Origin of the sequence: Chlorogloeopsis fritschii PCC 6912 (assembly GCF_000317285.1) — a bacterium.
In the GTDB taxonomy this organism is placed as follows: domain Bacteria; phylum Cyanobacteriota; class Cyanobacteriia; order Cyanobacteriales; family Nostocaceae; genus Chlorogloeopsis; species Chlorogloeopsis fritschii.
Map to the genome: position 1 here is coordinate 1 of NZ_AJLN01000109.1, position 18,885 is coordinate 18,885.

The 18,885-nt window shown below is 42.5% G+C and carries 18 protein-coding genes; 14 read left to right on the plus strand and 4 right to left on the minus strand.

The window, feature by feature from the left end:
- Nucleotides 1-131 (minus strand): type II toxin-antitoxin system HicA family toxin (locus UYC_RS40410; protein WP_016879682.1); only part of this gene is annotated, 131 nt, incomplete at its 3' end.
- Between the two features lie 155 nt (nucleotides 132-286).
- Nucleotides 287-835: a GrpB family protein gene (locus UYC_RS0123055; protein WP_235082960.1), complete on the minus strand. Its 549-nt coding sequence runs from the start codon at nucleotides 833-835 to the stop codon at nucleotides 287-289.
- Between the two features lie 364 nt (nucleotides 836-1,199).
- Here UYC_RS0123055 and nifJ point away from each other — a divergent pair, with 364 nt between their 5' ends.
- The 4 genes from nifJ (at nucleotide 1,200) to hoxE (ending at nucleotide 7,242) form a co-directional block, all read left to right on the plus strand.
- Entirely contained in the window at nucleotides 1,200-4,847 is a 3,648-nt protein-coding gene (gene nifJ, locus UYC_RS0123060; protein WP_016874939.1) for a pyruvate:ferredoxin (flavodoxin) oxidoreductase, read from the plus strand.
- 59 nt (nucleotides 4,848-4,906) lie between these two features.
- Entirely contained in the window at nucleotides 4,907-5,938 is a 1,032-nt protein-coding gene (locus UYC_RS0123065) for a dihydroorotate dehydrogenase-like protein (RefSeq protein WP_016874938.1), read from the plus strand.
- A 98-nt stretch (nucleotides 5,939-6,036) separates the two neighbouring features.
- The gene (locus UYC_RS0123070) at nucleotides 6,037-6,573 is read left to right on the plus strand and encodes a universal stress protein (RefSeq protein WP_016874937.1); all 537 of its coding nucleotides are present in this window, start codon (nucleotides 6,037-6,039) and stop codon (nucleotides 6,571-6,573) included.
- A 147-nt stretch (nucleotides 6,574-6,720) separates the two neighbouring features.
- Nucleotides 6,721-7,242, plus strand: coding sequence for a bidirectional hydrogenase complex protein HoxE (gene hoxE / locus UYC_RS0123075; protein WP_016874936.1), 522 nt, complete (start codon nucleotides 6,721-6,723; stop codon nucleotides 7,240-7,242).
- 1,006 nt (nucleotides 7,243-8,248) lie between these two features.
- Here the strand turns inward: hoxE and UYC_RS0123080 are convergent.
- Nucleotides 8,249-8,473 (minus strand): hypothetical protein, encoded by a 225-nt coding sequence (locus UYC_RS0123080; protein WP_392435659.1) that lies wholly within the window; start codon nucleotides 8,471-8,473, stop codon nucleotides 8,249-8,251.
- 770 nt (nucleotides 8,474-9,243) lie between these two features.
- Here UYC_RS0123080 and nuoF point away from each other — a divergent pair.
- From nuoF to UYC_RS0123130, 9 genes are all read left to right on the plus strand, one after another.
- Complete coding sequence (gene nuoF, locus UYC_RS0123085) at nucleotides 9,244-10,878, plus strand: NADH-quinone oxidoreductase subunit NuoF (RefSeq protein ID WP_016874934.1); 1,635 nt, start codon at nucleotides 9,244-9,246, stop codon at nucleotides 10,876-10,878.
- Entirely contained in the window at nucleotides 10,875-11,900 is a 1,026-nt protein-coding gene (locus UYC_RS0123090) for a medium chain dehydrogenase/reductase family protein (RefSeq protein WP_016874933.1), read from the plus strand. The genes nuoF and UYC_RS0123090 overlap by 4 nt, the downstream gene beginning before the upstream one ends.
- A gap of 288 nt (nucleotides 11,901-12,188) precedes the next feature.
- Nucleotides 12,189-13,016 (plus strand): DUF6920 family protein, encoded by an 828-nt coding sequence (locus UYC_RS0123095; RefSeq protein ID WP_016874932.1) that lies wholly within the window; start codon nucleotides 12,189-12,191, stop codon nucleotides 13,014-13,016.
- 20 nt (nucleotides 13,017-13,036) lie between these two features.
- On the plus strand, nucleotides 13,037-13,753 hold the full coding sequence (gene hoxU / locus UYC_RS0123100) for a bidirectional hydrogenase complex protein HoxU (RefSeq protein WP_016874931.1): 717 nt from the start codon (nucleotides 13,037-13,039) through the stop codon (nucleotides 13,751-13,753).
- A gap of 73 nt (nucleotides 13,754-13,826) precedes the next feature.
- Nucleotides 13,827-14,372 carry an NADH-quinone oxidoreductase subunit B family protein gene (locus UYC_RS0123110; RefSeq protein WP_016874929.1) on the plus strand — a complete coding sequence of 182 codons (546 nt, stop codon included), beginning with the start codon at nucleotides 13,827-13,829 and terminating at the stop codon, nucleotides 14,370-14,372.
- Nucleotides 14,373-14,397: 25 nt separating this feature from the next.
- Nucleotides 14,398-15,018 carry a CBS domain-containing protein gene (locus UYC_RS0123115; RefSeq protein ID WP_016874928.1) on the plus strand — a complete coding sequence of 207 codons (621 nt, stop codon included), beginning with the start codon at nucleotides 14,398-14,400 and terminating at the stop codon, nucleotides 15,016-15,018.
- A gap of 87 nt (nucleotides 15,019-15,105) precedes the next feature.
- Nucleotides 15,106-15,474, plus strand: coding sequence for a hypothetical protein (locus tag UYC_RS0123120; RefSeq protein WP_016874927.1), 369 nt, complete (start codon nucleotides 15,106-15,108; stop codon nucleotides 15,472-15,474).
- 41 nt (nucleotides 15,475-15,515) lie between these two features.
- Nucleotides 15,516-16,964, plus strand: coding sequence for a Ni/Fe hydrogenase subunit alpha (locus tag UYC_RS0123125; protein WP_016874926.1), 1,449 nt, complete (start codon nucleotides 15,516-15,518; stop codon nucleotides 16,962-16,964).
- A gap of 3 nt (nucleotides 16,965-16,967) precedes the next feature.
- Nucleotides 16,968-17,444: a hydrogenase maturation protease gene (locus tag UYC_RS0123130; RefSeq protein ID WP_016874925.1), complete on the plus strand. Its 477-nt coding sequence runs from the start codon at nucleotides 16,968-16,970 to the stop codon at nucleotides 17,442-17,444.
- On the opposite strand, the gene UYC_RS0123135 is transcribed toward UYC_RS0123130, so the two are convergent.
- Nucleotides 17,418-17,774, minus strand: a complete 357-nt coding sequence (locus UYC_RS0123135; protein ID WP_016874924.1) for a hypothetical protein — start codon at nucleotides 17,772-17,774, stop codon at nucleotides 17,418-17,420. The two genes, UYC_RS0123130 and UYC_RS0123135, sit on opposite strands and share 27 nt — an antisense overlap.
- Nucleotides 17,775-18,175: 401 nt before the next feature.
- On the opposite strand from UYC_RS0123135, the gene UYC_RS0123140 reads away from it, so the two are divergent.
- Complete coding sequence (locus UYC_RS0123140; RefSeq protein ID WP_016874923.1) at nucleotides 18,176-18,586, plus strand: ribbon-helix-helix domain-containing protein; 411 nt, start codon at nucleotides 18,176-18,178, stop codon at nucleotides 18,584-18,586.
- Nucleotides 18,587-18,885 lie beyond the last annotated feature (299 nt).

The window sequence follows — 18,885 nt, forward strand, 5'->3', positions numbered from 1 at the left end:
GTTGGGTACGTCACTGTTTTTCTAAGCAAAGGATGTCGCCAACGTTCATGGCTACCTTTGCCGCGCTTGGGGAGATAAACAAACCCTTCACGCACAATCTGAGCTTTCAACTCCCGAATTTTCCTGGGCATGATTTTGTCTACTTCGTACCCTATCTTATCCTCTCAAACAGCTGTTAATACCACCAACCAGGGCGATCGCTCTTTCGGATTAAGTGCGAACAACAAGCTAGTATCTAATTACTCAATCAGTCTTATATCCGCTCCAACGCATTCTTAGGTTGCTATTACCTACCTATTTGCAATGCTCGCCATTGTGCTGCTTTTATATCCATCTCTTTGATAAACCCATCTTTTCCATCCATGTAGCTCTCAATATTATCAGGATATTTCTTTGCAAGTTCGCGTTTGAGTTCGCTGTATTTCTGCGCGTCTTCGGGATGGGCAATCATGTAATCTCGAAAGGCTAAGTGACGCTCTATCTGCTGTGAACCAACTTCAAACGTGTGAATGTGGTGTGTTCTTATACCTGCTTGATTATGCTTGCGGAAATAACGACGTCCTGATATACCATACTCACCCATTGCTTCATAACCTAATGCCTCTATGGCGGAACTCTGTTCATCAACTTTTGTAATATCTTTAACCTCAACCAAAATATCGATAATCGGTTTGGCATGAATTTGGGGAATGGCTGTGCTGCCAATGTGATGTACCGCAACCAGATTTTCGCTCAATGCAAGTGCAATCTGCTTCGACTCAGTTGTAAATACTTCTCGCCAATTTGGATCGTGGGGAACAACTTCTACTCTGAAGAAGTTTATATTCATTGACATGGCTAATAATCTCTACAGGCTGGATCAGAGGAAGATACACTTAATACTCGCTTGATTCCAGATACTTTGAAAGGGGTACTAAGATTTCTGACGCTCGTCTGATTCCTCACAACTTCCTCAAGTTTTGCTCTTAACCTTCAAAGTAGGTTGGTACAAATAAAGTTGTCATTTGAAATATGCAATGTCAAAGCCACAAAAGTGATGAATCTGGCTTAGTTTAGAACTTACGCACGAGTCACGGAAGAATAAAACCACTCCAGGCACAGAGGACACGGAGGAATAAGAGTTAGAGAGGTATTTTGCGTAAGTTCTGTTAGTTATTTTACTAAATCTTATTCTCGCCAGAGTCAAAAGGCTGAGGAAAATGAAAACTAAAACTTTTGCAACTATAGATGGTAATGAAGCGGCTGCCCAAGTTGTGTACAAACTCAACGAAGTAATTGCAATTTATCCGATTACTCCCTCTTCACCTATGGCTGAGTGGGCAGATGCTTGGGCTTGTGAAGGCAAAGCCAATATTTGGGGAAATGTTCCGACGGTGGTGCAGATGCAAAGTGAAGGTGGTGTCGCAGGTGCGGTACATGGTGCCCTGCAAACAGGCTCGCTGACAACCACATTTACAGCATCGCAGGGATTGTTGCTGATGATCCCAAATATGTACAAAATTGCCGGGGAACTAACACCTACGGTTTTTCATGTCGCCGCGCGATCGCTTGCAGCCCAAGCTCTCTCCATTTTTGGCGATCATAGCGATGTAATGGCAACCCGCGCCACTGGCTTTGCCATGCTGTGTGCCACCTCACCACAGGAAGCCCATGATTTTGCTTTAATCTCTACACGGGCAACTTTAGAATCAAGAGTGCCTTTTGTACACTTTTTTGATGGCTTCCGCACTTCCCACGAAATTAACAAACTTGAACTGTTAACTGAAGAAGATTTACGCAGCTTTATTCCAGATGAGTTAGTACTGGCTCATCGGCAGCGCGCCCTCACTCCTGACAAACCCGTCTTACGCGGCACGGCACAAAACCCCGATGTTTACTTCCAAGCAAGAGAAACTGTTAATCCTTACTATTTAGCTTGCCCAGACATTACTCAAAAAGTCATGGATGAATTTGCGGCTATGACTGGGCGGCAGTACAAACTCTTTGAATACTACGGTGATGCTGCTGCAGAACGAGTAATTGCCATTATGGGTTCCGGTTGCGAGGCAGTGCATGAAACAGTAGATTACCTCAATGCCCAAGGTGAAAAAGTCGGTGTGGTGAAAGTGCGGTTGTATCGTCCGTTTGATAGTAAGCGCTTTGTCGCCGCTTTACCAGAAACAACAAAAGCGATCGCTGTTCTCGATCGCACTAAAGAACCAGGCGCAGCAGGTGAACCACTGTATTTGGATGTGGTAACTGCCCTCACAGAACACCCAATGTCTAAAGCCCAATGCCCAATGCCCAAAATCGTTGGTGGCCGTTACGGTTTATCATCTAAAGAATTCACTCCAGCGATGATTAAAGGTGTTTTCGACAATCTTGCTGCTAGTGAACCGAAAAATCATTTCACCATCGGCATTAATGATGATGTCACCCACACAAGTTTAGATTACGATCCCAACTTCAACATCGAACCAGACAGCGTAGTTCGAGCTATTTTTTACGGCTTGGGTTCTGATGGTACTGTGGGAGCTAACAAAAACTCAATTAAGATTATTGGGGAAGAAACAAACAATTACGCCCAAGGTTACTTTGTCTACGACTCGAAAAAATCGGGTTCTATTACAGTTTCTCACCTGCGCTTTGGCCCCCAACCGATTCGTTCTACCTACTTGGTGAATCAAGCTAACTTTGTTGCCACTCACCAGTGGGGATTTTTGGAACAGTTGGATATGCTCGCACACATTGTCCCCGGTGGTACTTTCTTGCTCAATAGCCCCTACCCAGCAGAGGAAGTATGGAACCGCTTGCCGCGATTGGTACAGGAGCAAATAATTCAAAAGCAACTGAAGTTTTACGTCATTAATGCCTACAAAGTCGCCCGCGAAGCAGGGATGGGTGGACGAATTAACACAGTTATGCAAGTTTGTTTCTTTGCCGTATCTGGAGTATTGCCACGAGAGGAAGCGATCGCCCAAATTAAGAAATCCATCCGCAAAACCTACGGCAAGAAAGGCAACGAAATTGTGCAAATGAACCTGAATGCTGTAGATCGAACACTAGACAATCTCTATGAGGTTCAAGGAGAGCGTCGCGTTGATAGCACGATTGAACAGCGCCCAGCAGTACCCGACACCGCACCCGCGTTTGTACGAGATGTCTTGGGTAAAATGATTGCTAAGTGTGGCGACGAACTACCAGTCAGTAGTTTGCCTGTAGATGGTACTTATCCCACTGGCACGGCGAAATGGGAAAAACGCAACATTACCCAAGAAATACCCGTTTGGGAACCAGATGTCTGCGTTCAGTGCGGTAAATGTGTGATGGTATGTCCCCATAGCGTGATCCGCAGTAAGGTTTACGAACCGCAAATGTTAGAAAATGCACCATCTACCTTCAAGAGTAGCGATGCTAAAGACCACGATTGGAAGGATTTGAAATTCACGATTCAAGTCGCAGCAGAAGATTGTACGGGATGTGGGATTTGCGTAGATGTTTGCCCAGCAAAGAATAAAGCAGAACCTCGCCGCAAAGCAATCAATATGGAACCGCAACTGCCATTACGGGCACAAGAGCGAGAAAATTGGGATTTCTTCTTGAATATTCCCAATCCCGATCGCCGCCAGCTGAAGCTAAACCATATTAACCAGCAGCAAATGCAAGAACCGCTATTTGAATTTTCTGGAGCTTGCGCTGGTTGTGGCGAGACACCGTACATTAAGTTAGCTACGCAGTTATTTGGCGATCGCATGATTGTTGCCAACGCCACTGGCTGTTCTTCTATTTACGGCGGCAACTTGCCGACAACTCCCTGGACGCAAAATGCCGAAGGAAAAGGCCCGGCATGGTCAAATTCCCTATTTGAAGATAACGCCGAATTTGGCTTAGGATTCCGGATTTCGATTGACAAACAAGCAGAAATCGCTGCCCAATTACTCCAACAATTAGCAACCGAAATAGGTGAAGAACTGGCAAATAGTATCCTCAATGCCCAGCAAAAAGACGAAGCAGATATTTGGGAACAACGCGAGCGAGTAGAATTACTGAAGCGACGGATAGATGAACTGCTGGATATAAAGATAGGTATTGAACTCAAAACTCAAAAATCAAAACTCCAAAATCTCAAATCTCTTGCTGATTATCTAGTTAAAAAGAGTGTTTGGATGATTGGCGGAGACGGTTGGGCATATGATATCGGCTTCGGCGGGCTAGATCACGTCTTAGCCTCTGGACGCAACGTGAATATCCTCGTCCTTGATACAGAAGTATATTCCAACACTGGTGGACAGATGTCCAAAGCTACACCAAAAGCAGCCGTGGCGAAATTTGCTGCCGGTGGTAAACCTGCTGCTAAAAAAGACTTGGGTTTAATGGCAATGACCTATGGCAACGTCTATGTTGCCAGCGTCGCAATGGGCGCACGGGATGAACACACGCTCAAGGCATTTCTAGAAGCAGAAGCTTATGACGGCCCATCACTGATTATCGCTTACAGCCATTGTATAGCACACGGTATCAACATGAGTACAGCAATGCAAAATCAAAAAGCTGCTGTAGACTCAGGTCGGTGGTTGTTGTATCGATTCAATCCCGATCGCATTAAGTTGGGCGAAAACCCACTGCAACTCGACTCACGAACACCAAAAATTCCAGTCGAACAATCGATGTATCTAGAGAACCGCTTTAAGATGCTCACCAAGAGTAACCCAGAAGAGGCGAAGCGGCTACTCTTGGAAGCACAACATGATGTGAACGTTCGCTTTTCAATGTACCAATATTTGGCAGCGCGGCATATGGAAAAACTCAACGGACATAGCAGTGACACCAAAATTACAGGCGATCTCAAACAATTGGTATCCCAGTAAAGCTTGTTAGTTGCCATTAACCATTAGCTATTAGCCATTCACAGTTTTGGAACAAGAAGATGGACTTAACTACAACTTATATGGGGATGAAATTGCGATCGCCCCTTGTGCCTTCGGCATCTCCTTTATCAAAAGACATTGATAATATCAAACGCATGGAAGATGAGGGTGCAGGGGCAGTAGTAATGCATTCGCTGTTTGAAGAACAGATTACCTTAGAACGCTACGAATTGCACCATCACCTCACCTATGGCACTGAAAGCTTCCCTGAAGCTCTGACATATTTTCCTGAACCAAACGGTTTTCAAATTGGCCCAGAAGAATATCTTAACCATATTCGTAAAGCAACCGAACAAGTTCAAATTCCTGTGATTGCCAGCCTCAATGGTTCTTCAGTGGGTGGATGGATTGACTATGCCAGATTGATTCAACAAGCAGGAGCCTCGGCACTGGAATTGAATATTTACTATGTTCCTACTGATATGGAACTCACCAGTGAACAGATAGAGCAAAACTATATTCACATTCTCCAGGCAGTTAAAGCTGAAATAACCATTCCTGTAGCAGTCAAACTCAGCCCTTATTTCACCAGTATGGCAAATATGGCCAAGCGTTTGGATAATGCGGGGGCTGATGCATTGGTGCTATTTAACCGTTTCTACCAACCAGATATCAACCTCGAAACCCTGGATGTAGAACCCAATGTACTTTTAAGCACCGCACAAGCGATGCGTTTGCCCTTGCGTTGGATTGCCATTCTTTATGGTCGTATTAATGCCAGTCTAGCTGCTACTAGCGGCATTCACAATGCACGAGACGTGCTAAAAGTGCTGATGGCAGGAGCAAGTATTACTATGCTTTGTTCCGTGTTGCTACGGGAGGGAATCACTCACATTCGGTGTATTGAGAAGGAAATGCGCGAATGGATGGAAAAACATGAATACGAATCTGTACAGTTGCTTCAGGGAAGCATGAGCCAAAAAAATTGTCCCAATCCCAGTGCCTTTGAACGCGCTCAGTATATGCGAGCACTACAAACTTACAAACCAGAATGGGGAAGAGTTTATGAGCGATCGCATTACCTGGGGTAGTACTGTTCCTCACAATTTCCTCAAATTATTGCCCTATAAATCTAATTGAAGGATAAAGAGTGCGTAAAGTTCGCTTCGCTTAAGTATGAGAGGTTTATATGTTTAAAAAGATTTTAGTTGCATTAGATCGCTCTGAAATGGGCAAACAAGTTTTTGCACAAGGATTAGCTTTAGCAAAGATGAGTGGAGCTAGCTTAATGTTGCTGCACGTTTTATCTGTAGAGGAAGAGGGCATTCCTTATGTACCAATCGCTTCTAGTTTTGACTACTATTCAGGAATGACAGAGCAAGCCTTCGAGTTTCAGCAACAGCAGTGGGAGAAGTGGAAAAATCAAGGTATTGAGATGTTGCAACACTTCAGCGCTCAAGCAAATACAGCAGGCGTAAATACTGAATTTACACAAAAACTTGGCAGCCCTGGGCGAGTTATCTGCGATCTAGCTAGTAGTTGGGGTGCTGATCTAATTGTCATCGGGCGTCGAGGACATTCTGGGATGGCGGAACTATTTCTTGGTAGCGTAAGTAACTACGTTCTCCACCATACTCCTTGTTCAGTTCATGTTGTGCATCTTGCCGTTAGTGCCAAAGAAGCTAAGGCGGTAGAAGAAACTACAAGCGCTTCTACCTCCAGCTAATACCAATTCTTTGTAACAATGCGCTTAATATTCCGACACCCTAGAAGGGTGCGGCTATACAAACTAAGCCTGCCTACGCAGGCTAACTAAGCTAACTTTCATAAATTGGTATAAGTACAGATTTGCGTAAATAGTAGCGTACAAAAAATGAAATCATCTCGCCCTCTCCCACTCCCTCATCCCAGTGGTGATAAGCGCTTTAAGATGCTGGATGCAACAATGAAGCGCCATCAATATCAGCAAGATGCTCTGATTGAAATTCTCCATAAGGCACAAGAACTATTTGGCTACTTAGAGAACGATTTATTACTTTACATTGCTCAAAGTCTTAAACTACCACCCAGCCGGGTTTATGGTGTAGCTACCTTCTATCATTTGTTTTCACTTGCGCCAAAAGGCAAGCATACCTGTGTGGTGTGTACGGGTACAGCTTGTTATGTCAAAGGTGCACCAGAAATTCTCGCAAATCTAGAAAAATCGGCTCGCATTCGCGCTGGAGAAACGACACCAGATGGACAAGTTTCACTTTTAACAGCACGGTGTTTGGGTGCTTGTAGTCTTGCACCTGCTGTGGTTTTTGATGGGGCGGTGTGTGGCTATCAAACTGCGGAATCGGTTCAAGAAAAGATTCGAGAATGGTTAAAGGGGGCAGAAATATCTCATGCCTGATCGGTAAAGGGGATTGGTTACTGGGAAGAATTTACGCTTTTCAACCTGTCGAACTTGCGTTTAGCAAGGGGGATATTCATCAGACGCCTTAATACTACGGGTAACTTGCCCGCATAGAGCGATTGGGTGGAGCAAGTCTTCTGGCGATCGCAGCAAATAGCCACATAATTAAACCCAAGTTAGTCTTGACAAGAAGCATAATTGTAAATCTAAAATCTTGCACTATTCTCAATAACCTTAGAGTCGGCATTATCCATAACCTAAAAATAAGGATTTGAGGAAAGTTAGGCAGTGCCACCCTACAAAAATTGCTAGAGGAGTAGAGCGATCGCCTCATTCTTAATATTTAATTTACTTTCTTTAGAAAACGCCAAAATGTAAAAAAGTGAGGTAATAAATGTAAATCAATAAGTAGTTGTGCAAAAAAAATTATACATTTTATGACAGAATTGGAAATCCTCTACTTCGCTTGAGACAAGGATGGTTAAAAATTATGTTGAAAGACGTAACAATTATCTCAAAAATTCTAGATAAAAAAATGAATCTATAAAGGTTTTAATTTCAATACTAAATGAGAGTATTGAAAAAAGATAAGCAATAATTACTAGATATAGTAGTGCTTTGTCATTAAAGTCGATTTAAATACAACTATGAATTATAGTAGGTTAAAAAATTTAAGATACTCGTTCTTGATTAAGTTGATCGGGTTTGTTTTACCCCTCGCAATTCATATAGTTTTATGCAATGAAAGAAAGCCAGTGGTGATATACCACTGGCGAATAGTATCTTGGAACAACACAGGATCGCGCCGAGATCCTGCATAATTAATGATTCCGGAAAAATAGCTGATTGTAAAGTTATATACAACTTTTGTGCAACGTTTGTACTGAATAATTGCAGAAATTCCGGTTGATTAAGTTAGCGATCGCTTTGGTGGCTTCGGCGAGGTAAAAAATCCAGAAGATTTTTTGTTGGCGATGGCATCACTACTATAGCTATATCGGTATTAGCGATCGCAAATGTTGGAATTAGACTTCTTAATTAACATATCAATAGTTTTTTTGTGTTGTTTATTAAAATTTAATAGCTCCAAATAAGCAAAAGGAACTATTAGTGGCCACAGAATACTACCTATCACCAGAATTAAACCAGAAAAAGAACGCTGTACTGAATTCATTTCTTCATCTTCCATAAAGAAATCTAACCACACAGTAAAGAAACAGTAAGTCATTCCTAAGTAAAATATGATAGCTAAGTAATAAATAATTGTTTGCAACATAATGGTAGTTGAACTCTAATTTTAAATTAATGTAAAGCTTGATTTCCCTGAAGAAGGCTGTAATTTATTTGTAGCATTTTTATCATTGAGAAGCAAAAATAACTACAACAGATGGAAAACTCTAGTTTTTGTGAAAAAATATGAAGTATAAAAAATAATCATAGAGAATTTATAAAGATTTTCTGACATCAATAATTTCAGACAAAGATACGCTTGTCAACCTGTATACAACTTTGATGCAATATTAAATACTAATTGAGAATTATTTTGGCTTGTAAGTGCTATTTTATCAAATAGCTAATGGAAGTAAGGAAAAAACCACTAGCTAAAACACTCAAATTTATATATTAGTTACCTTAAAGAGTGATGCTCTGTAATTTAGTTTTTCAAAAAAATTTTTGATTGTAAATGTAGATGCAAACTTGATGCAATTTTTTACTTCAAAAGCTTCAACTCACTAGCCACAAAGGAAATTTAGTAAAAATCTTGAGTAAAGAGTATAAATCAAAATCACTTTTATATAAATAAATTTTAATGCTTATTCCGACTTATCTAATAAGTCGGGGATTTTATAGGACGTATATCGAAAAAATAACAAATTTGATAGATAGTTGTCGAAGCACTTTTGTGTATCAAATACATTTCCTCACAAGTTCCTCAAGATTTTCCCCTAACTTCAAAGATGGAGCCAGAGCAGTTATGGCAGAGGAGGCAGGTGGAAGATGGATTTGACTGAGCTACAGGAGATAGCAGAGCAAGAGCGCAAGTCTCAAAAACCAGTGCAGATTCGCTGTTGTGTTGCTGCTGGTTGTCTGTCTGCTAATTCCGAAGCAGTGAAAAAGCGGCTTGAGGAAGCAGTCAAAGCATCTGGTTTAGAGAACCAGGTACAAGTTAGCGGTGTGGGTTGTATGCGCTTGTGTTGTCAGGGATCTTTAGTTCATGTTGCAACACAAAACGAACCAGAAAGCTTGGGCACACTCTACCAAAAAGTTACCCCAGAGGATGCACCTGCAATTATCGCTGCTCTCAATGGAGAACAGACAAAAGTTCAACAAGGAGATTTGACACATCCATTTTTTACGAAACAATTGCCGATAGTCTTAGAAAACAGCGGCAAAGTCAATCCCGATCGCATCGAATCTTATATTGCTGCTGGAGGCTATCAAGCACTTTACCACGTGCTGCGGGAGATGACTCCGGCTGAGGTGGTGGATGCTATTACACGTAGTGGTTTGCGGGGGCGCGGCGGTGCTGGTTATCCCACTGGTGTGAAATGGGCGACTGTTGCGAAAGCGAAAGGAGAGCGCAAGTTTGTCATCTGCAACGCTGATGAGGGCGATCCGGGAGCATTTATGGATCGCAGTGTTTTAGAAAGCGATCCTCATCGCGTACTAGAAGGAATGGCGATCGCTGCCTATGCGGTGGGTGCAACCCAAGGCTATATCTATGTCAGAGCAGAATACCCCATCGCCATTAGCCGCCTGCAAACTGCAATTCGTCAAGCGCAACGCCTGGGCTTATTGGGCAGTCAAATATTTGAGTCTCCCTTTGATTTTAAAATTGATATCCGCATTGGTGCGGGGGCTTATGTTTGTGGTGAAGAAACCGCTTTGATGGCATCAATTGAAGGCAAACGCGGTACACCTCACCCCCGCCCGCCCTATCCCGCCGAGTCTGGTTTGTGGGGATATCCCACCCTCATTAACAACGTTGAAACCTTCGCTAATATCTCACCAATTATTCGTAAGGGCGCTGAGTGGTTTGCCAGTATCGGCACAGAAAAAAGCAAGGGTACAAAAGTTTTTGCATTAGCGGGTAAAATATGCAACACAGGCTTGATAGAAGTACCGATGGGAACCCCACTGCGGCTGATTGTAGAAGAACTAGGTGGTGGTGTACCTGATGACGGAAAAGCCAAAGCAGTGCAAACTGGTGGCCCTTCAGGAGGATGTATTCCTGCCTCAGCTTTTGATACATCGGTAGACTACGAATCCTTGACTGCACTAGGTTCGATGATGGGTTCCGGCGGCATGATTGTCATGGATCAAAGTACCAATATGGTAGATGTTGCCAAGTTTTTCATGGAATTTTGCATGGATGAATCTTGTGGTAAGTGCATTCCTTGTCGAGTAGGTACAGTGCAACTATATCGGTTGTTAACCAAAATTCGGGAAGGTAAAGCATCACTCACCGATTTGGAACTTTTGGAAGAACTGTGTGACATGGTAAAAAACACCAGCTTGTGCGGTTTGGGGCAATCTGCACCAAATCCGGTGTTTAGCACTTTGCGTTATTTCCGAGATGAGTACTTGGCACTGATTAACACATCTCAAGCACAGGAGCAGCTCAACGTATGAGTTACAAGCGTATTTTGATTACTCGTCATGGCGGCTCGGAAGTTTTACAATTGTTTGAAGATGAACTACCTGAACCTCAAACAGGTGAAGTTCGGGTGAGAATTCTCGCAAGTGGAGTAGCCTTTACAGATGTTCTGATTCGTGAAGGTTTATATCCGGGCATACCAAAGCCACCATTTTCACCAGGCTATGAAATCATTGGCATTGTAGACAAGCTGGGTTTAGGAGTATCCACTCTGGAATTAGGACAACGGGTTGTTGCTCTTACCATTGTCGGAGGCTACAGCGAGTATTTATGTTTGCCCGCAACGGAATTAATATCCGTACCCAAGGAAGTAGATGCGCTAGAAGCTGTGAGTTTGGTATTGCAGTATGTCACAGCCTACCAAATCTTGCATCGGATTGCGAAAGTTAAAAGTGGCGATCGCATTTTAATTCACGGTGCAGCCGGAGGAGTTGGCACGGCATTGCTGGAATTAGGCAAGCTAGCAGGCTTAGAGATATATGGAACAGCCTCTAAATCTAAACACGAACTTGTTTCTAGTTTAGGAGCAATTCCAATTGATTACAAAAATGAAGATTTCGTCCAACGGATTTACAGCCTTACAGGTGATGGCGTGGATATTGTCTGCGATGCGATCGGAGGCAGCCACTTACTCGATTCTTATAAAACACTGCGAAAACAAGGAATATTGATTAATTACGGTTTCTCTTCAGCTTTGAGTGGAAAGCGCAATCGAATATTTAAGCTAGGGGCAAGTTTTATCTTGTTGTTGCTGTTGCAATTACTGCCAGATGGTAAAAAAGCCTTGTTCTACAACATTGCTGGATTCAAAAAACAGCATTCTGACTGGTTTCGTGAGGATTTGACAAAATTATTAGACTTACTAGTACACAAGCAAATTAAACCCATTATTGCCGATCGCCTGCCACTAGCAGCAGCTGCTCGTGCCCACGAATTACTCGACTGTTCAGCCATCAGCGGGCAACTGGTACTTTTGTGCAGCAATGAGGGTGGCTGAGGAATAAAGAATTGGCTTCTCAGTATGCTCAATCAAAAATTGGGGCAACAGGTAACCTCTAGTTAATTTATCCAACGACTGAAAACATAAGACGCACGCAGAGGAGCCAGTGCGTTGGGGAGACAGTGCGTTGCGCGGGTTCCCCGCGTTGTAGCAACTGTCGTCGGCTCTGCCGACTTAAAGCAACTGGCGTTCGCAGAGGCGCAGAGAGTAGAAGTTGGGAATAGTTGATTTTTGCATTTCATATCCAAATTTAATAACGCCAAACGATAAAAGGGGGTGAGGGGAATGTTTGCAAAAGTTTTTTTCAGTATTGGTTTATTGCTAGCGATCGCTTTACTCGTTTTAGTAGTTTTACGAGTCAAAAACGAACAAGAAGTTAACAGAATTTGGCGATCGCTCTCAACTGCACCAGCAGAAACTCGTTTCACCGAAGACATGGTTACAGAATTACCCCCTCCCGTCAGGCGTTACTTTCTCCATGCCATTGCCCCAGGCACTCCTATTGCTACTTCTGTAAGCTTGGAAATGAGTGGCAGTTTTAGGATGGAACGGGATAAACCGTGGATACCGATGCGAGCTACAGAAATTATCTCAGCCAAAGGATTTGTTTGGAAAGCAGCGATCGGTCGTGGTTTATTTCAATTTATAGGAGCCGATTATTATGCCAACAAATCGGGACGAATGCAATTCTCCCTTGGAGGGTTGATTCCGTTAGTAAACGCCCACAATCCTGATGTTAAGCGCTCCAGCATTGGACGACTCGCTGGAGAATTACTCTGGCTGCCCTCTGCCTTATTGCCCCAGCAGGGCGTAAGTTGGCAGGCAATTGATGAGAGAACTATCCAAGCTAGTCTGAAAATTGATGGTGAACCTGTAACGCTCACACTAGTTATAGATCCTGACGGCAAAGTCTTGAAGATTTCTTTTCTGCGTTGGGGGGAACACACCGATGATGGCAGTTTCGCTTACATCCCCTTTGGCGGAGAAGTACAACAAGAACAAACATTTGCAGGATTTACAATCCCTTCCCAGGTAAGCTTGGGTTGGTGGTTTGGCACAGACAATTACTTAGAATTTTTCCGTGGCAAGATTGAGCGGGCAGAGTTTTGTTGAGTTTGAGTAGAACAACAGCAATGACAGTAAAAACTTTAACAATTGATGACCAATTAATCAGCGCTCGTGAGGATGAAACTCTACTTGAGGCAGCACGAGAAGCAGGAATTCATATTCCGACACTATGCTATTTAGAAGGAGTTTCAGAAGTTGGTGCTTGTCGCCTTTGCCTAGTCGAAATTGCTGGTAGCAATAAATTACAACCCGCTTGTGTCACAAAAGTTGCTGAAGGCATGGAAGTTAAGACTAAAAGCGATCGCCTGCAAAAATACCGTCGCACCATTGTAGAAATGCTGTTTGCAGAAGGCAATCACATTTGCTCGGTGTGCGTGGCAAATGGCAATTGCGAGTTGCAAGACTTGGCAATTGAGATGGGTATGGATCATGTGCGCTTAGAATACCACTCCCCGGCTCGCAAAGTCGATGTTTCCCACGATCGCTTTGGCATTGACCACAACCGTTGTGTTCTTTGTACACGTTGCGTCCGTGTTTGTGACGAAATTGAAGGCGCTCACACTTGGGATATGGCAGGTAGAGGTACAAATTCTCACGTAATTACCGACTTAAATCAACCTTGGGGAACCTCGCAAACTTGTACTTCCTGCGGTAAATGCGTCAATGCTTGTCCTACGGGTGCAATTTTCTCTAAAGGTGCGAGTGTCGGCGAAATGAAACACGATCACGCCAAACTCGACTTTCTTGTTACCGCACGGGAAAAACAGCAATGGAATTTTTAAGTAAAGGCAGGAGGTATAAGGAAAGAAAGTTTTTTTTCAAATTCCTAATCCAAAATCCAAAATCTAAAATCCTATGACTCGTTTGAAATTAGCAACAGTATGGCTCGGTGGTTGTTCTGGCTGTCATATGTCCTTTCTTGACTTAGACGAATGGCTGTTTGATTTAGCAGCACAGGTAGATTTAGTTTACAGTCCTTTCATCGATATCAAAAAATACCCACAAGAAGTAGATGTGGTGTTAGTAGAGGGAGCGATCGCCAACGAAGAACATCTAGAAACAATTAAAACAGTGAGAGAGCGATCGCGCCTCCTTGTTTCCTTTGGCGATTGTGCTGTCACAGGTAATGTTACTGCTTTACGCAATCCCTTGGGCAGTGCCGAACCAGTTCTCCAGCGCTGTTACATCGAAACCGCAGATATCCACGGACAAATTCCCCAAGAGCCTGGTATTGTGCCGCAGTTACTAGATCGAGTCACACCAGTTCATGCAGTAGTACCAGTTGATATTTATTTACCAGGTTGCCCGCCTTCAGCTACTCGGATTAAAGCAGTATTAGAACCACTCTTACATGGAGAAATACCACAATTAGAAGGACGTGAATTCATCAAATTTGGCTAAATTTAGAAAGTTCGGGAGATTGACTATGCTTAAAGCCGCAGACATTATGACTAAAGATGTTGCTACAATTCGCAGTTCGGCAACAGTTGCTGAAGCTGTGAGACTAATGAGGGCTAGAAATTGGAAAGCACTAATTGTGGATCGTCGCCACGAACAAGATGCCTACGGCATTATTAGTGAGAGTGATATTGTCTACAAAGTAATTGCCTATGGCAAAGATCCAAATAGAGTGCGTGTTTACGAGGTAATGACCAAACCTTGTATCGTAGTTAACCCCGATTTAGGTTTAGAATATGTAGCGCGGTTATTTGCCGACCATCATATTCAGAGAGCACCTGTAATTCAAAACGAACTGCTAGGTATAATTTCATTAGCTGATATTCTGGCAAATAGTACTTTTCTTGAGCAACCCCGCACAATTCTGCTTGAGCAACAACTCCAAGACGAAATTAGAAAAGCTCGCGAAGTTTGTACTCAAAAAGGTATCCGTTCCGAAGAATGTGCTGCAGCTTGGGATGTAATCGAGGAACTACAAGCCGAAATCGCTCATCAACGAGCAGAGACAATAGATAGAACAGCCTTTGAAGAATACTGCGATGAGTATCCAGAGGCAAAAGAAATCTATGACTGTTGGTGCAGTGGGTAAGCTCCTCAATAAATTACAGCGGTTTTCTGTAAGTTAAGCATTGCCCACCCTACCAGTAAGGAGCAATTGGAGGGGAAAGATACAACTATGACGAAAGATTTAAGAGATTCAAAAGAGCCGAGAATTTCATCTGAAACATTGACAAACTTCCAGTTAGTTGATGGGCAAATTGGCGAGATATCTTTAGTTAACGGAACACTATATGTTCATTTTCAAACTGATGATGAAAAAGATTTGATACTTGTGTTTACAGACGTAGCTGGAGTTGAGATGTTCAATATCCAGAATGCCGAACTGAGTAAATGTACAGTTCACTTAAACGATCCTTTCATCGAACGAGCTACTAAACTGTCAGAAAAACATACTGAAAAGCTCGTATGTTATGCCTTTTGGTCACCTTGGCTAGAAGAACCACTGATGCGGATTTTAGCGAGGGATTTTGAGATTCAAACCTAATATTACCTTGAAATCTATCTCAGCTAGGCGGCAAAATTTTTATGAAAAAAGTAATCATAGATCCTGTTACCCGCATCGAAGGACACGCCAAAATCACCATTTACCTTGATGATACAGGACAAGTCAGCGATGCTCGTTTCCATGTGACTGAATTTCGAGGCTTTGAAAAGTTTTGTGAAGGGCGTCCTTTAGCAGAAATGCCCGGAATTACAGCACGCGTGTGTGGCATTTGTCCGGTGAGCCACTTATTAGCTTCTGCAAAAGCAGGCGATCGCATTCTTGCCGTTACCATTCCTCCCGCAGCAGTAAAACTACGCCGTTTGATGAACTTGGGGCAAATTATCCAATCCCATGCTCTCAGCTTTTTCCATTTAAGTGCGCCTGATTTTTTGCTGGGCATGGATAGCGATCCAAGTAAACGCAACGTCTTTGGCTTAATTGCAGCTGAACCTGAACTCGCTCGTGGGGGGATTCGGTTGCGCCAATTTGGGCAAGAAATTATTGAACTTCTGGGCGGGCGCAAAATTCACCCATCCTGGGCTGTACCTGGAGGTGTGAGGGAACCCTTATCTGCCCAGGGAAGAACTCATATTCAAACTCGCATCCCCGAAGTAAGAACTACAATCCTAAATGCATTAGATCTGTTTAAGCGTTTGCTCCAAGATTACGAAAAAGAAGCGCAAACCTTTGGTAACTTCCCCAGCTTATTCATGGGGTTAGTCACTCCTGAAGGCTTGTGGGAAAATTACGATGGATACATCCGCTTTGTCGATAGTGTAGGCAACATCATTGCTGACAAACTCGATCCAACTCGCTATCAAGAATATATCGGCGAAGCAGTTGAACCTTGGACTTACCTAAAATTTCCTTATTACCGTCCTTTAGGATATCCCGATCGAGAAGATCATTGTCGCTTAGATAGTGGTATTTATCGAGTAGGGCCTTTAGCACGTCTCAATGTTTGCAGCCATATTGGCACAGCTCTAGCTGATCGCGAATTGCGGGAGTTTAGAGACGCAGGCAAAGGCACAGTTAGCTCCTCATTTTTCTATCACTACGCTCGGCTGATCGAAATTCTCGCATCGATTGAGCAGATTGAAATTTTGCTCGACGATCCAGATCTATTATCCAATCGGCTCCGCGCCGATGCTGGTATTAATCAACTAGAAGCTGTTGGCGTCAGTGAAGCACCGCGCGGCACTTTGTTCCATCACTATCAAGTTGATGAAAACGGCTTAATTCAAAAAGTAAATTTACTCATTGCCACAGGGCAAAACAACTTGGCAATGAATCGCACAGTTGCTCAAATTGCCCGGCACTTCGTTAATGGTTCGGAAATTTCTGAAGGAATGTTGAATCGTGTAGAAGCTGGAATTCGAGCCTTCGATCCTTGTCTGAGTTGTTCCACCCATGCAGTCGGGCAAATGCCTTTGCACGTTCAATTAGTGGGAGCAGACGGGAGTGTTGTCAATGAAGCGTGGCGGAATTAAATTATGAGCAATAATGTCCTAGTAATTGGTTATGGCAATGACTTGCGTTGTGATGATGCGATCGGGCAAAGAGTAGCAGAAAAAATTGCCACTCAGGATTTAGCCAACGTCAAATCTATTGCTGTTCACCAATTGACTCCCGAACTCGCGGCAAATTTGGCAAATGTTGATTTGGCAATTTTTGTCGATGCTTGTTTTAATTGTGAAAACTCTAAAGTACAAGTAAAATCACTCTTACCTGCCACCAATAGTTATATAGCAGGACATTTGAGCAATCCCCAAACACTATTGGCTCTGACTCAAACTCTTTACAGTTATTATCCCCAAACTTGGTGGGTAATTGTTCCAGGAGAAAACTTTGAACTTGGCGATCGCCTATCACCTGTTGCTCAACGCGGAGTAGCGATCGCCCTAGAAAAAATTACCAGTCTGATTAACCAAGCAAAAACTAATTCATCCAAACCAATGAGAAGGCGCTAAACCAGGATCTTCTGTTTCAGGAATTTGCAGACTCAGTTCTCGTTCTCTTTGATACATTATTTTCTCTATACCCTGGTGAATCAAATCTTCAATGCAAGATCTATCCTTAAGAGAACAAGCTAAACTTCGGAAATTAATAGACTGTTGTTCACCTTCTTCTACAACTACGTAACAATTTGATACTCTGCTTAGAACGTGAGCAATTAATTCTTGACGTAAGTCTGGAATAGAAAAAGCCTGCTGATAGGGATGATCTGGATAAGTTTCAAGAATGTCCTCAATTATACTGGCTACAGTTGGCAGTGTGAGATTAAAAATGGTTTTAGTCATAATTTTTGCACCCTCAGCTTACTATTCTGTATGTATAAATAATTATCAGTAGAGCTAGATCTACTGGAAGTAGAAAGGCTCTAGTTTTAGCTTAGAAAATAAATTTGAGGATGTTGTGAGGAACTTTCCCCAAGTTTAAAAGTGATTTTTGAACCGCTACAATACTTCACGAAAATACTCTTGCTGGCAAGCAAAGAGTGAAAAATAATTACAATAGTTATAAATTGATTGACTAACTGACTGATATAGTCATAAATCCACTTCGTTTTTCAGGGCTACTGTTGGAAATAAGTCATGCACTAATGGATGAAATGCTTATAGGTTGTTCCTTTGGTGCCACCGTCAACCTAGTCAATCGATAAGATACAATATCCAAACGCATGAGATCAAAGTAAACAGAAATGGCAAATTCTCCTTTGGTATCTGTTCGCATTCCGCCTGAGATACTAGAGCGCATCGATCAACTGGCGCAGGAACTATACCCATCTCGTCGAGCAGGAAAAAATCCGAATCGCTCTCAAGTAATTTTGGATGCGATCGCTCTATTTTTAGAGCAACACGAGTCTAGCTCTACAAACACTCTGGATATTAATGAGCAACTTGACGATCAACAAATCAGACAAGTACTAAATGAACCCCTTGATAACGAGCCAATCAACATAGCGCTCCAAAAGTACTCCAGGTATATTGAACCCCCTATACAGTACCCTCAACCGATAGAACTTCCTACACGAGAGTACATAGATTGGTGGTTCAATTATTTTTCATATATGAAAAAGCTCACTGATATGTGGTTCGGTGTTAAATCATAGCTGCCTTTGAACAAGGCTAAATTAACTGCAAGAACAATTGATATTAACAAGAAAATTTAGGTAATAACAAGCTTATTCCTTTCCGCTTGCAAAATATCTATTGTTTAGGGTGTGTTAGTTAACCTAACTCACCCTTTTCTTTTTTTGTCAATTTGAGACAGATCCTTACTCTATTTCTCGTTACCAGTTTGAACTTGGTAAATAGGATAAATCAGTAATTAAATTGATAATTATATTTTTTAGCTGTAAATTCTTGTAACTTGAATTTAATTGATGTATTAGAATCAAAGCAATAATTT

Bases quoted from the DNA above. Each gene is read 5' to 3' on its own strand.
- UYC_RS0123140 (WP_016874923.1), top strand. From the start codon at position 18,176: ATGGCAAATTCTCCTTTGGTATCTGTTCGCATTCCGCCTGAGATACTA.
- hoxE (WP_016874936.1), top strand. From the start codon at position 6,721: ATGAAATCATCTCGCCCTCTCCCACTCCCTCATCCCAGTGGTGATAAG.
- nuoF (WP_016874934.1), top strand. From the start codon at position 9,244: ATGGATTTGACTGAGCTACAGGAGATAGCAGAGCAAGAGCGCAAGTCT.
- UYC_RS0123120 (WP_016874927.1), top strand. From the start codon at position 15,106: ATGACGAAAGATTTAAGAGATTCAAAAGAGCCGAGAATTTCATCTGAA.
- hoxU (WP_016874931.1), top strand. From the start codon at position 13,037: ATGACAGTAAAAACTTTAACAATTGATGACCAATTAATCAGCGCTCGT.
- UYC_RS0123135 (WP_016874924.1), bottom strand. From the start codon at position 17,774: ATGACTAAAACCATTTTTAATCTCACACTGCCAACTGTAGCCAGTATA.
- UYC_RS0123110 (WP_016874929.1), top strand. From the start codon at position 13,827: ATGACTCGTTTGAAATTAGCAACAGTATGGCTCGGTGGTTGTTCTGGC.
- UYC_RS0123055 (WP_235082960.1), bottom strand. From the start codon at position 835: ATGTCAATGAATATAAACTTCTTCAGAGTAGAAGTTGTTCCCCACGAT.
- UYC_RS0123070 (WP_016874937.1), top strand. From the start codon at position 6,037: ATGTTTAAAAAGATTTTAGTTGCATTAGATCGCTCTGAAATGGGCAAA.
- UYC_RS0123080 (WP_392435659.1), bottom strand. From the start codon at position 8,473: ATGACTTACTGTTTCTTTACTGTGTGGTTAGATTTCTTTATGGAAGAT.
- nifJ (WP_016874939.1), top strand. From the start codon at position 1,200: ATGAAAACTAAAACTTTTGCAACTATAGATGGTAATGAAGCGGCTGCC.
- UYC_RS0123065 (WP_016874938.1), top strand. From the start codon at position 4,907: ATGGACTTAACTACAACTTATATGGGGATGAAATTGCGATCGCCCCTT.
- UYC_RS0123095 (WP_016874932.1), top strand. From the start codon at position 12,189: ATGTTTGCAAAAGTTTTTTTCAGTATTGGTTTATTGCTAGCGATCGCT.
- UYC_RS0123090 (WP_016874933.1), top strand. From the start codon at position 10,875: ATGAGTTACAAGCGTATTTTGATTACTCGTCATGGCGGCTCGGAAGTT.
- UYC_RS0123130 (WP_016874925.1), top strand. From the start codon at position 16,968: ATGAGCAATAATGTCCTAGTAATTGGTTATGGCAATGACTTGCGTTGT.
- UYC_RS0123125 (WP_016874926.1), top strand. From the start codon at position 15,516: ATGAAAAAAGTAATCATAGATCCTGTTACCCGCATCGAAGGACACGCC.
- UYC_RS0123115 (WP_016874928.1), top strand. From the start codon at position 14,398: ATGCTTAAAGCCGCAGACATTATGACTAAAGATGTTGCTACAATTCGC.